This is a genomic window from Chryseobacterium piperi, from assembly GCF_002285635.2.
In the GTDB taxonomy this organism is placed as follows: Bacteria; Bacteroidota; Bacteroidia; order Flavobacteriales; family Weeksellaceae; genus Chryseobacterium; species Chryseobacterium piperi.
Map to the genome: position 1 here is coordinate 1,956,372 of NZ_CP023049.2, position 14,395 is coordinate 1,970,766.

The window sequence follows — 14,395 nt, forward strand, 5'->3', positions numbered from 1 at the left end:
AATTATTTAATTATAGCTATATTATATGACATAAACTTGTCGTTTTCACTTCCCTAAACTATGAAAAATAAATAAAATCAAACCATAAAGAAATAAAAGAAAACTTTTGCACAATTTTCTTTTAGAAAAAAGCATCCATTCATGTTAAAATAGGAATTTCTCAGAATGTTGAAAAAAATATTCTTTATATTTAAGCAAAGTAAGCAGAATCATGAAAGATGTAAAAATAGCGTTTAGAAAACCAATATTTCCTGTTTCAGAAGCATTACAGCAATATTTGGAAAAGCATAACAGAACCACCAAAATTCAGTTTCTGTATGAAGACCTTCTGCGATTTAGTGATAGTATAAGCATCCTGGATAAAGATGGCAAAGATACCTTGTGGCTTGGTGTGTTATATTCTGAACATGAATTTCAAGAAATAGAAGCTAATTTAAATAAGATTTACACCCTCCTTCATTCCGACGGAGATGAAGCTACTTTACCTTATCTGAAAGTAGATACGATCGACTTTTGTACCTTCGGAAACTCTAAACCTTTTAGAATCAGGGTAAGAAATATTCTGAACGACAATCATACTAATTTTTATATTAAACAGGCCGATGCTTCCCGCATCTATGGATTGGAGCTTGAAGATTTGCTCTCTCCTAACCGGGTTAACTTTCTAATTTATAAAAACACCCTGATAGAAGAGCATATTTTAGGAATTCCCGGAGATGTTTTTATTCAGAATCATTTATTCAACTGTACAGAATTGGAAAAGGCACAGATTTCTAAGGAATTTGTAAAATTCAATGAGCGCTGCCTCATCGGGCTACTGGGTGATATGCGATCTTATAATTATGTTGTTATCCCAATACATGATTTCGACCAGATTATTTACAGAATCCGTCCTATCGATTTTGATCAGCAGAGCTATGAAGGGAATTTGAAAGTATACCTTCCCCAGTATTTCAAAGAAAACAGTCTTATGGTTAATATGGTAATGGAAAAGCTGAAGCCCAGTTCTATAGAACAGTACCGTAAAGAAGTACGTTCACAAATCGTAAAAAGAGTGACCAGCAGTAAAAACAGATTCGATGAACTCATTTCTATTATGAAAAAAGAAGACCTTGCGCCGGAAGCCAATGTTATAGAATTAAAAGCTGCTTTACAAAAGCTTACCTACGACGTAAATTTCAAATATTGTAAAACTATGGGAGACGTTCTGGAAACCGGAATAAAGTTTGTGCTCCGGAATTACAAGAAAGTATATTAAAAGAAGAATCCGTCCCACATTTAGTTGAGACGGATTCTTTCTTTTCTAACAATTTTGGTGGTTTACCAAATTTTTATTCTGTCCTGAGGTGCTTTGTATAGCTTATCTCCAGGCTTTATATCAAATGCTTTAATAAAGGCATCCTGATTAACCAAAGGTCCAAATGCTCTGAAATACCCCGGCGAGTGCGGATCTGTCTTTACCTGATTTACCATATACTGGTCAGTAGATTTAGTTCTCCAAACTGTCGCCCAGCTCATAAAGAATCTTTGGTCTTGTGTAAATCCACTGATTAATCCCGGATTTCCATGATCCTTAAGGTACATTTGCAATGCATCGTATGCAACAGCTACTCCACCTAAATCACCGATATTTTCCCCACTAGTAAATTTACCATTCACAAAGCTTCCTTTTACCGGCTCATATGTATTATATTGCGTTGCCAGCTGACCCACCTTCGCATCAAAGTTCTTACGGTCTGCATCCGTCCACCAGTTGTTAAGATTACCGTCACCATCGAAACGCGAACCACTATCATCAAAACCATGAGAAATTTCGTGTCCGATCACCGCACCAATTCCTCCAAAGTTAACAGCTGCGTCAGCATTAGGATTATAGAAAGGAGGTTGAAGAATAGCCGCAGGGAATACGATTTCATTATTCGAACCACTATAGTAAGCATTCACCGTTTGTGGAGTCATTCCCCATTCTGTTTTATCAACCGGTTTTCCAACTTTTTCCAGATTTCTCTGATACTGCCAAGCTGAAACATTCTGTAAGTTAGAATATAAGGTAGCACCTTGAGCAGGAGCTTCTACTTTTAATGCCGTATAGTCTTTCCATTTATCAGGATAAGCAATTTTTACACTGAATTTAGACAATTTCTCCTGAGCTTTCACTTTTGTTTCCGGAGACATCCAATCCATTTCATTAATATGGGTCTTGAATGATTTTAGCAGATAATCAATGTATGTTTCCATCTGTTGCTTGGCTTCAGGAGTAAAATATTTTTCAACATACAGTTTCCCGAAAGCTTCTCCTAAAACACTATTAACAAGACTCAAAGCTCTCTTATCCATTGGTCTCTGTTCTTTTTGTCCCTGAAGATATTTTGAATAGAAGTCAAAACGGATCTGCTCCAAGCTTGCATCCAGATTGCTTGCATTCCCGTTAATAACATGGTATTTTAAATAGTCCTTAAGTAAAGGAAGATTCTTCTGAGTCAGGAACTGATCCATATTCTGATAATACTTCAATTCCCCAACAATTACTTTATCTGTTTTTACACCAGCATCAGCTAAGTATTTTGGTAAGTTGATATTTTTAACCAATCCTGATAATTCAGACATATTTTTCGGATTGTATCTCAAGTTGGCATCTCTGTTTTGCTCCAGCGTCAAAAGGTAGTTAGCCAATTGTTTCTCAAAAGCGACTACATTCTCAGCGGACTGAGCAGAGTTTTTATACCCTAAAACTCCAAACAGTTTTCCAACATAGTTGGTATACTCACCTAGCGTTTTAGTGTTGGCTTCATTAACTTTCTGATAGTAATCTCTTCCTAAGCCAAGATCAGGACCTCCAAGATAGACAGCATTCATTTTAGAATTCTTCATATCTGCTCCTACTCTCCATCCATAGAAAGAATTATCTCCTAATCTGGTCGCTTCTAAAAGATATTTCTGTAAATCATTAAGGTTTTTAATAGCATCAATTTTAGCTAAATCTCCTTTTATAGGAGCAAGGCCATCAGCATTTCTTTTGTTTACATCCATAAACGATGCGTACAAGTTTTGAATCTTTTGTCCTTCTGAACCATTAGAATATTTTTCGGATAAAATTTTATTTAAAATATCCAGAGAAGCATCATCTACATTCTCTCTCAATGCATTGAAAGATCCCCAGCTTGCTTTGTCAGATGGTATCTGAGTAGTTTTCACCCAATTTCCGTTCACATAGCTAAAGAAGTCATCCTGCGGACGAACACTTTTATCCATGTAGGATAAATTAATACCTTCTTCTTTCACATCTTCCTTTGCAGGTTGTGTAGTGGTAGCTGTTGTTTCTGCTTTAGTTGTTGTTTCTGCAGTTTTGGCAGTACCACACGAATTTAAAAATACCACACCCGTGAAGGCTAGTATCCCAATATTTAGCTTTTTCATTAAAGATTATTTTTGATTGTACACAAACTTATCAAATATACGAATTTTCGTAATGTAGGAATTAGTAATTTGAGAATGTGTTAAAAGTAATGGGTTATGGGTTGCTGGATATGAGGTACGGAGTGCGAGGTACGGGTTTCAAGATGCGAGATTCGTCGGGATATAGGATTAGATGTTTATTATTTATCTCAATAGGCAATTTTAACTGCTCCCTACTATCTTCCATCTGCCACCTTCTCAAACAAAAAACCGCTCATTACTGAGCGGCCTTATTTTATATTGATACTGTCTTACCAGATTTTGATTCTGTCCTGAGGAGCTTTGTATAATTTATCTCCCTGTTTTACATCGAATGCTTTGTAGAATGCATCAACGTTGGTTAAAGGACCGAAACTTCTGAAATATCCAGGAGAATGCGGATCTGTTTTCACCTGGTTAATCATATATTTCTCACTTGACAATGTTCTCCAAACTGTAGCCCAGCTTAAGAAGAATCTTTGATCTTGTGTAAATCCACTGATAACTCCAGGGTTTCCTTTATCTTTCAGATACATTTGCAATGCATCGTAAGCGATATTTACTCCTCCCAGATCGGCAATATTTTCCCCGTTTGTGAAAGTTCCGTTAACGAACGTTCCTTTTACAGGCTCATATTTATCATACTGAGAAGCAAGGGCTTTGGTTGCTTTTTCGAAATTAGCCTTATCTTCAGGAGTCCACCAGTCTACCAGATTACCATCGGCGTCAAACTGAGCACCTGAATCATCAAATCCGTGGCTCATTTCGTGACCGATTACTGCTCCGATCCCACCAAAATTAACTGCCGCGTCTGCCTTAGGGTTGAAGAACGGAGGTTGAAGGATCGCTGCAGGGAATACAATCTCATTGTTTACCGGATTATAATAAGCATTTACCGTCTGTGGAGTCATTCCCCATTCTGATTTATCCACCGGTTTTCCGATTTTTGCTAAATCTTTATTGTATTGCCATTCCGAAACATTCTGAAGGTTTTGATATAAAGTTCCTCCTTTTGCTTCAGGAGTGATTGTTAATTTAGAATAATCTTTCCATTTGTCCGGATAAGCAACTTTTACAGTGAATTTATTCAACTTATTCAATGCTTTTTCCTTGGTTACAGAAGACATCCAGGCTAAATTATTGATGTGAACAACAAAACTTTTCTTTAAGTAATCGATTAGTTCGACCATCTGAGCTTTAGCTTCTGCAGGGAAATACTTTTCAACATATAATTTTCCAAAAGCTTCTCCTAGAGAACTGTTGATCAACTCATATCCTCTTTTATTCAATGCTCTTTGTTCCTGCTGACCTCTCAAATATTTACCATAGAAAGCAAATTTCATGTTTCCAAGATTTTCACTCAGATAAGATGCACTTCCACTAATCAGGTGGAACTTCAGATAATCTTTAATTATTGGAAGGTTCTGAGCACTCACCAATTTATCGAAGTTTTTATAATATCCAATTTCTCCGATGATCACCTTATCCGTATTCACTCCTACTTTTTTCAAATAAGCAGGCAGATCAACATTTTTCACCAAAGCAGAAAGTTCTGCCATTGTTTTAGGATTATACTGAAGGTTTGAATCACGGATCTGCTCATTGGTCAGATAAGTCTGAGCAACACTTTTCTCATAATCTACAATTCCTTTTGCTGCTTGATCAGCATTTTTATACCCTAATTCTTTCAGCATAGAAGCTACATACTTCTGATATTCCGCAAGAGCTTCTGTATTCTTTTCATTAACCTTTTGATAGTAATCTCTTCCCAATCCTAATGAAGCATCACCAAGGTATACGGCATTCATTTTAGAGTCTTTAAGATCAGCATCTATTCCCCAACCGTATAATGTATTTTCTCCTTCTTTCGTTACGGAAGTAAGGTAGTTTTGCAGGTCAGTCAGGTTTTTGATCGCGTCAATTTTAGTCAGGTTTTCCTGAATAGGCTTGATACCGTCTGCATTTCTCTTTTGCATATTCATGTATGTAGCATACAAATCCTGGATCTTTTTCCCTTCGCTTCCATCTGCAAACTTGTCTTTTAGAAGCGAATTTAAAATTGTCATTGAATTATTGTCTGTATCATCAGCCAATTTGTTGAAACTTCCCCAAGTTGGTTTATCAGCCGGAATTTTAGCTGTTTTCATCCACGTTCCACTCACGTAGTTATAAAAATCATCCTGTGGACGTACAGATTTATCCATCAGGCTAAGGTCTAAACCTTTATCTGTTGTATTCATTACTGTTTTGGTTGTTTTAGCCTGAGCGTTCACCGTATTTTGTGAACAAATTCCTGCTAATAAAAACAAAGAAAGCGTTAGTTTTTTCATTATAATAACAATTTATAATAATAAGTATCTGTTTTTTTTAATTCGTTACTTTTAAGAAAACAAATTTAATTAAAAGCTATATAAACTTATTAAAATTACAAAAGATATGATCCTAACGCTTAAAAAACCCTACATATCAAGTGGTTACTATTTCTTTCACATTCCCTGTTCTTTTTAAGAACCCCCAGGACTGCATTTCACCTTTTAAAGCTTTTCGCAAGCTTCTGAATAATACGATGTACATCAACCATCTGTAACCAAACCTTTGCGGAATGACGTAGATCAAATTGATCAACTTTTCTTTTTGCATCATAAACGCAATGATCGCCAGTGAAGCATCTACCAGCAGGAATAACAGATAGTAAACAAATATTTTTTCTCCGTTCCCTGACAGGATTCCAAAAAACATAATCAAATCGGCAAGAGGCGAGAAAAACGGAATAATATATTGGAATAATAAAATATTCGGCATCGCCCAAAGTCCCAATCCTTTATATTTTGGATTTAAAAACGTTTGTCTCTGCTTCCAGAACATCTGCATAATTCCGTAAGTCCATCTGAAACGCTGTTTTAAAAACTGTTTCACAGTCTCCGGAGCTTCCGTTACAGCTACGGCTCTGTTTTCATTAGCCACCGTATATCCTTCTCTTAAAATTTTCACTGTAACATCACAGTCTTCAGCCAAAGTATCGGAAGAATAGCCGCCAACCTCATCAATGACCGACTTTCTAAAAGCGCCTATAGCCCCTGGAATAACAGTTATGGCATTAATATGAGCATACGCCAATCTATCAAAATTCTGACTGGTTGTATATTCTATCGCCTGCCATTTTGTAAGCCAGTTAACCTGATTCCCTACTTTTACATTACCTGCTACTGCAGCAATTTTTTCGGAAGGGTCGGCATTTAAAAATCTTCCGATAAGATGCTTTACAGCATCCTGCTCAAGTTTTGTATCTGCATCAATACAAACAACATATTCTGCATCAGTCTGTGAAATCCCGAAATTTAAGGCTGTTGCTTTCCCGCCATTCACTTTGGTGAAAATTTTCAATTTCGGATGGTTGGAAAATGCAGCCATAGCCTTTTCATATGTTGAATCTTTGCTTCCGTCATCCACCATGATCACATCAAAATTCGGATACGTTTGTTTTAGTAGATTATTCAGGGAAGACACAATATTGACTTCCTCATTATAAGCAGGAACAATAACAGAAACTTTAGGATAGTTTTCCAAAACAGGAAATCCGCTCAACTTCTTCTCTTTTTTTCTTTCCCTGAAAGCCCAATAAGCCATTAAAAGCAATCTTATCAGACCCAATGCAATAAAAATGGTAAATAATGCAACAAGGAAATGGCTTACTCCATAGATCACTGTAGCTAAAACCAGATTAAGCTGCATAATATAATATGACTTGGTTTTAGGAACTGCCGGCATAAGTTCATTTTTACTTTTATGTAAAATACTGGCCAGATTGGTAAAGTGATATCCTTGTTTCTGCAATGTAGGAATTAAAACCTTAAGTGCTTTTATAGTTTCTTCGCGGGTATCTCCTCCTGCATCATGAAGCAGAATAATATTTCCCTTCTCCTGTTTTACTCCCTGCAAAACACGTTTTACTATTTCATCTGCTTTTATTCCCGGTTGCCAGTCTTCAGGGTCTATACTTTCTCCAATATCCAGGTAATTCTGCTGTCTTGCTAAAGCTACAGGAATAATCTCTTCCGATGTCGTAGGTTCGGAATCCGCATTATATGGGGCACGGAACAAAATTGTACTGTGTCCGGTGATGCATTCAAATAATAATCTTGTGAGTTTTAATTCCAGCAATGCTCTTTCCGGGCTTACTTTTGCAACATTTTCATGGGTAAACGTGTGATTTCCGATTTCGTGACCTTCCCTGTAAATCCGTTTTACCAGGGGAAGATTCTTTTCCGCATTTAAACCTATTAAAAAGAAAGCTGCCGGAACATGATATTTTGACAGTATATCCAGAACCTGGGGTGTATAGGTTTCATCTGGCCCGTCATCAAAAGTTAAAACCAACTCTTTTTGCGGAGCTTGCCCATATTTTTTCACCTCATAAGAGCTTGGATACGTTATATAATTTTCATCTGTAATAATCTTTTCTTTCGGATCTATTTCCAAAGCTATTTTTCCATCATGGGGAGTATTCAGCACGTCTAATACTTCTCCATCTCCGATATAATCTACCATAGTTTGCCCTTTTACATTTTCCAGCTTTTTTAAATCCAGTTTAGGTAAGCCTGCAAAGGTGAGGTCTTTATCGTAGAAATTCCAGATTCTGCTGTCTTCGCTTCCCAATCTCCAAAGTGCAGTTCCTGCCAACGGATATTCTGACGAAAAACGCATGGTATTGAAAATAGAAGCTGCATCATTGAAAAATACAGTATGCATATTATTTTTAAAGTCCTTATATGAATAATTGAGATTAAAAGTATTATCGTCAAAATTCATATTAGCCTTACTTGCACTCGCTTTTGTAATCGCCTGCATATAAGAAACGGAAACATTATCATCCGGGTTGGAACTCCAGTCATAACCATAAGCACCTAGTCCTAAAATAATTTTGTTGGCTGATGTTTTTTGTAAAATTTTTCCGGTCTGAGCTTCAATCCATTTTTGAGAAGAGATGGGGCCTGCATCTCCGGACGCAGAGTACTCATCATAAGCCATCAGTACAAAATAATCTACATATGGATCTAAATTCTGGATATTGTAATCATCATTATCCGTCATAATATCCATCGTAACCAATAAACTATTTTGCTTAAATGTTTCGGAAAGCTCTTTCATAAAGGCAATAAGGTCTACATCCGAATCCAGATTCATTTCCTCAAAGTCAATATTAATTCCCTTGAAATGAAATTTCACACATTCCTGGGTGATTTTCCGGATAAGTTGTGTTCTTTTCTTCGGATCTTTTAAAACTTTCCCCAGTCCTTCAGACCGGAACTCGCGATCAAAATTATTACTAAGGATAGGCATTGCTGCAACACCCGTCCGTTTAATCACTTTATAACCCTCGGGATCAATGTTTGTTCTCAAATCTCCCGTTTTAGGATCAAGGAAAAACCATTCCGGAAAAACCAGATTCACATGCTTGATATTTCTTTTCAGAGACATTAAAGACTGGGCATCCCAGGCAACATAAAATGCCGAACGAATCCCCCCGGGAAACTGGGACCAGTTTTTATTCTGATTTTTAAGCCTTTCTGCTCTTGCTTTTTCTATTTTAGCAAGGCTGGTATGTATTGTTTTTTCAGAAATAAAGTTTCTGAATCCTTTATATTCTTTTGAAATTTTGTTCTCCTGAAGATATGGTTTTCCTGCTGTAATGACAGCTTTATAGTCTTCATGAAAAGGTATTTTGGGACTTTTATCCAGCTTCATCATTACGCCTAATGCCAGAATCAGCAATACGCCAACGAAGATAAAAACACGAGATCCCCACTGCACATTTCTCCAACGCTTTTTATTAGTCGTTTGAAAAACCTGTTTTGAATTTTCCACTTATATCCTTTTTGTCAATGGATCTCAAAAAGTGTGAAAAACTGCTTCAAATTAAATTAAAAAAAAATTAAAAATTCAACACATTTATTGAATATTTACCAAAATACTAACTAAATCCTGAATAATTTTCTGAGACACAAAATGCATAAAATCATGTCGATCCAAATGAGGCATGTACAATTTAAATGTTTTATCCTGATCGTTGACTCTAATAGTATAGAAAACAGTGCCTATTTCCTTACCGTCTTCTCCTTTTCCAGGACCGGCAACTCCAGTCGTAGATAGCGAAATACGGGTATCAAATAATTGTTGACAACCTTTCGCCATTTCCTGAGCAACCTGCTCACTCACCACGGTAAATTCATCTACTGTTTTTTGAGAAACTTTTAGAATTTCTACTTTTTTTTCTGTAGCATAAGGGATAATTCCTCCTAAAAAGTATTTGGAGCTTCCTGAATTAGAAGTGATCATTTTAGCCAGTTCTCCGCCGGTACAACTTTCAGCAGTAGAGATGGTCAGCTTTCTTTCTGTTAAAAGCTCACCCAGTATTTTTTCAATTTTGTCTTCCGTAGTGGCAATAATATGCTCTCCTACCAAAGGAAATAACTTTTGTATTTCCTCTTCCAGCTGCTGTTTCAGTACAGACTCGTCATCACCGGATGCTGTCAATCTCAATTTCACACGGGTTCCTATAGGAAGATAAGATAAAGCAAGATTTTCAGGAAGGGCGAGCTCCCAATCTTCAATAATATCTGCTAAGACACTTTCAGGAATACCAACAACGGAAACAATTCTGGTACAAATATAATGAAGGGCAAATTTGTTTTTCAGATAAGGAATGATCTGATCTTTAACCAACGGCTTTACTTCATAGGGTACTCCAGGAAGGCTGAACGATAATTGTCCGTTTTGTTCCATCATCATACATGGTGCCGTTCCATAATGATTCTGGAAAACAGTCGATTTTGTGGGAACAAAAGCCTGCTCTTTGTTTCTTTCCAATATTTCAGATCGCCCTCTTTTCTCCATATAGCTTTTCAAATGCTCAAAAGTAACATCATCCAAAGCAATCTCATCATCAAAAAACTCAGCAAGAGCTTTTTTGGTCTTATCGTCACGTGTAGGTCCTAAACCACCAGTAGTAATGACCAGATCTCCAATTTCAAAGGCAGATTTGAGGGTTTCCTTAATCGTTTCAATTTCATCTGAAATCGTAAAAATTTGTAAAACTTTTATCCCTATGTTTTTGAGTTCGGTCGCAATAAAGTTAGAATTCGTATCCACGGTATTTCCGGAAAGGATTTCATCTCCAATAGTAATCAGAACAGCGTTTTCCATATTGTAATTCTTGAAAAAAAATCTATTACAAATGACGGGAAAATCTCCGGTTGAAGCAATATTTATGATGAAAATTATGAGTTGTCGAATTCATGAAGGGTAAAAGCAGGTTGGGCAGCTGTGAAATCGGTGAATTGTGAAATCGCAAAACTGTAAAATCGTAAAACCGTAGAATAGCGAAATGGCAAAAAGGCTAAATTGCCCGTAATCTCCTGAAAATTCCAACAAAAAAAATTACATTTAACGATTTTGCTGTTTTACGATTTTTCAATTTAGCTCCTTTAGCTTTTAGGCAAATCCACGATTTCGCCGTTCAGCCGATTTTACGGTTTTACGATTTCACAAATCATGCTTCACCCAGATCAGATCATCAGTATGATATCCTATTTTTCTTGCTTTTTCTAAGAATCGTTGTTTTATGCTTTCAGGAATGGTAGTGGAACGGGATAATATCCAAAGGTATTTTAAATTGTTTCCGGCTACCAAAGCGTATTGATAGTCATCATCAATATCTATTACATTATATCCTGCCCATATTGGCTTAAAGAAAGAAACTTTCAAGCGTGCCTCAGTCTTATCTTTGACAAATCTCGCTTCTCCAATAGACTCCTTCCATTCTTTCTTTACATAATTATATCCCTTATTATCAACACGAATACTTCCGTCAGGATTTTTAGAATAGGTAGCCGTTACGTTATCCATATCTTTCTCAAATTTATAATCGAAACGGGCAATTTCATACCATTTTCCAAGATACTTGTCTGCGTTAAAATGGTTGACGGCAACTGCACCTTTTGGGATTCTTACCGAACATGAATGAATAAGTAGGGCTCCTAAAACACCCAGAGAGATTGGTATCGCAATTTTCTGAAAATTTTTCATAATAATACAGGTTTATGGTTATTATAAAAAAGTCCAAAAATAATGCCTTTAGTCTGTTAAGGGACACTAAAATCTAAGAAAACACTTTTAGAAAAGCATCTTTAAACGTATTAGAGACTTCAATTTCTGCATCATCCGAAAGAGTAACTGTTCCGCTTTTGTGATATGATTTCACAAAATGTATATTGATAATATGGGAACGATGTACTCTGACAAATGGTGTTTCCAACAAATCATCAAAATGTTTCAGAAACCGGCAGACCATCTTTTTGGAACCATCGACAAGATAAACCTGTGTGAAATTACCATCTGCCTGCAACCTGAGAATATCTTCTGTTTTCACCACATCAAATCCCTGTAACGTAGGAAGAATCAGTTGTTGCTTTTCAGGTTTCAATTTTAAGTTTTCAAGTAAAATCTTATTCCGGTTCAGTTCTTCTTTCTTTTCCAGACTTTCCGCCACTTTATTAACTGCTAAAATAAGCTCCTGAATATCAATCGGCTTCAAAATATAATAGCTGGCCGATTTATTAAGTGCCTGTAAAGAGTATTGTGAAAAAGCAGTAATAAAAATGGTTTCATAAGAAAAGTCTTTGGTTGCTTCCAATACATCAAAGGCATTTCCATAAGGCATTTCAACATCCAGAAAAACAAGCTGCGGCTGTTTTTCAGCTATGAGAGGTACCGCATCTTTTATATTCTCAGCTTCTCCAAGAATTTCAATCTGAGGACAGTATTTTGTGAGATAGTTCCTTAGAACATCCCTGGCAATAGCCTCGTCATCTATAATAACAGCTTTTATTTTCATTGAAACAGATCCGGGTAATCTCCGGTTTTCAAGTAAAAATATGAATATTTAGTTTTTTATACAACTGAATAATGGTTGATAGTTGATAGTTGATAGTTGATAGTTGATAGTTGATAGTTGATAGTTGCAAAATTACAAACTCATAACTTATAACTTACTTCTACTGTAACCCCTTGTTTATTTTGCTTGTCAATTATTTTACAATTGATATCTTTTTTATACAAATCGTTCAGTAAGGTAATCCTTTCCAGGGTATTTTTCATTCCCCGTCCTTCTCTGGCTTTTTGATGTTGCGTCTTTAGCTTTTTGCTTTCTTCAATACCAATTCCATTATCTTCAATAATGATTTTCAAATGATCATTACTTTTTTCAAAGCGTAATTTTAAGAATCCTTTTTCTTTCCTGTACCTTAATCCATGCCAAATGGCATTTTCTAAAAACGGCTGCACGAGCATTCCGGGGATCTGAAGACTTTGCTGATTTAAATTTTCATCTACTTCAATTTCATAATCAAACTTATCCGAAAAACGTGTTTTTTCCAATGCCAGATAGTTTTGCAGCAGATCTATTTCCTGTTGAAACGGGATAAAATCCTCAGCCGAGTTTTCCATGACACCTCGCATCAGTTTTGAAAACTTGGTGAGATATTGATTTGCTTCGAGTTCATTGTTGGTTGCAATAAACTGGTTAACACTATTCAGGCTGTTAAAAATAAAATGGGGATTCATTTCCCGACGAAGCGACTGCAGCGCGATTTTCTTATTTTTAGTCTGGACTTTTCTCAGTGTCCAGAAAATAAAGCCTATTAAAGCTAATAATACCACCAATGCTCCGATGAGACTATAATTAAAAACATTTTTCTTACGGATTAATTCATCTTTGAGCTCCCTCTCCTTTTCCAGTTGAGAAATTCGTTGTTCTGTATCTTCAAGGATTTTATTATCAACCAGGCTTCTGTCTTTAGATACCAGATCCGGCAACTTTCCTAAAAAATCTCTGTACAACGTTACTGAAGCATTCGTATTACCAGAAACATTATAAAGACTGTCCAACTTCTTCACACTTTTTTGTGCTTCCATGGTATGTCCTTTTTCTATAGCGATATAATAAGCATTTTTAAACAGGCCTATAGCTTCTTCTGTGTCATTTTTTTTCAGATAAATGTCGGCTAGCTCCTGGAGCTGCTCAACCTTTTTTTGTGAATTATCTTTTACAAAATCTTCTTTTAAAACTTCTTTTTTAGCTTTAATGGCCTTATCAAATTTTTTGTTTTCTATGTAAAAATTAGTGAGTTTCTGATTAATTTCCAACGCTTGCTGAGGAGCCTGTTTTTTAGAAAGCTGAAAGGCATTATTTAGATTCTCTTCAGCTTTTGGAATGTTATTCTGCTGGATATTGACATCCGCCATCTGGCTGTAACTTGCAGCAAGCTCTCCTTTTTCACTTTCTTTCTGACTGATATCAATATTATTTTGAATAGCTTCTAATTTCACTTCCTGCGAAGGAGAAGAAAGCCTGGCTGCATCGTTTGAGTTAACCGCCTGATTTTCTTTAGAGTATCCTATTTTAGCAGCACGCCCGTAATTCATTATAGCAGGTGTTATTTTATTTTGCCTTTCCTGGGATTGTGCCAGTCTTCGGGTTACCTTTTCAAGATTTTGTTTATCATTAAGATTTTGATATAGATTTCGGGCTTTGATCAGATACTCTTCACTTTTAGGATAATTTCCCTGGTTGTAATAATCATTAGCCATTCCTACGTAGGTATCTGCAACTGCCTTATTATCATTATTATCAACTGCCTTTTGAAATTTTGAAGCCGATTTAAGGGCTTTTGAAACCCTTGTAGAATCCTGTGCGAAGGAAAAACTTCCCATCGCCAACGTCATGATCAATATAATTTTTAAAAATAGTTTCACCGGATTCAAATCTGTACTGCAAAGTAAGTAAAACTTTAAGAATCATTGATCATCATTCACCAAGTCAAAGCTCTGTTTCATCAAGTTGAAAGAAAATCAAAAATCAATACGTTCGTTTTCATATCTTTAGGAATTATACAATCAAATA

General features: G+C 36.1%; 8 protein-coding genes. 1 reads left to right on the forward strand and 7 read right to left on the reverse strand.

The window, feature by feature from the left end; translation table 11 throughout:
* The first annotated feature begins 211 nt into the window (after positions 1–211).
* The gene (locus CJF12_RS08515; protein ID WP_034683411.1) at positions 212–1,258 is read left to right on the forward strand and encodes a hypothetical protein; all 1,047 of its coding nucleotides are present in this window, start codon (positions 212–214) and stop codon (positions 1,256–1,258) included.
* A 62-nt stretch (positions 1,259–1,320) separates the two neighbouring features.
* On the opposite strand, the gene CJF12_RS08520 is transcribed toward CJF12_RS08515, so the two are convergent.
* The 7 genes from CJF12_RS08520 to CJF12_RS08550 all read right to left on the reverse strand — a co-directional run bounded on the left by CJF12_RS08520 (position 1,321) and on the right by CJF12_RS08550 (position 14,247).
* Positions 1,321–3,417 (reverse strand): M13 family metallopeptidase, encoded by a 2,097-nt coding sequence (locus CJF12_RS08520; RefSeq protein ID WP_034683408.1) that lies wholly within the window; start codon positions 3,415–3,417, stop codon positions 1,321–1,323.
* Positions 3,418–3,707: 290 nt separating this feature from the next.
* A complete protein-coding gene (locus CJF12_RS08525) occupies positions 3,708–5,765 on the reverse strand; it encodes a M13 family metallopeptidase (protein WP_034683406.1) in 2,058 nt (685 codons plus the stop codon).
* Between the two features lie 136 nt (positions 5,766–5,901).
* Positions 5,902–9,300 (reverse strand): polysaccharide deacetylase family protein, encoded by a 3,399-nt coding sequence (locus CJF12_RS08530; RefSeq protein ID WP_034683404.1) that lies wholly within the window; start codon positions 9,298–9,300, stop codon positions 5,902–5,904.
* An 84-nt stretch (positions 9,301–9,384) separates the two neighbouring features.
* Positions 9,385–10,638, reverse strand: a complete 1,254-nt coding sequence (locus tag CJF12_RS08535; RefSeq protein ID WP_034683402.1) for a CinA family nicotinamide mononucleotide deamidase-related protein — start codon at positions 10,636–10,638, stop codon at positions 9,385–9,387.
* 339 nt (positions 10,639–10,977) lie between these two features.
* Positions 10,978–11,520, reverse strand: a complete 543-nt coding sequence (locus CJF12_RS08540) for a lipocalin family protein (RefSeq protein WP_034683400.1) — start codon at positions 11,518–11,520, stop codon at positions 10,978–10,980.
* Positions 11,521–11,593: 73 nt separating this feature from the next.
* On the reverse strand, positions 11,594–12,328 hold the full coding sequence (locus CJF12_RS08545; protein ID WP_034683397.1) for a LytR/AlgR family response regulator transcription factor: 735 nt from the start codon (positions 12,326–12,328) through the stop codon (positions 11,594–11,596).
* A 140-nt stretch (positions 12,329–12,468) separates the two neighbouring features.
* Positions 12,469–14,247 (reverse strand): tetratricopeptide repeat-containing sensor histidine kinase, encoded by a 1,779-nt coding sequence (locus tag CJF12_RS08550; RefSeq protein ID WP_228423540.1) that lies wholly within the window; start codon positions 14,245–14,247, stop codon positions 12,469–12,471.
* Positions 14,248–14,395: the final 148 nt, after the last annotated feature.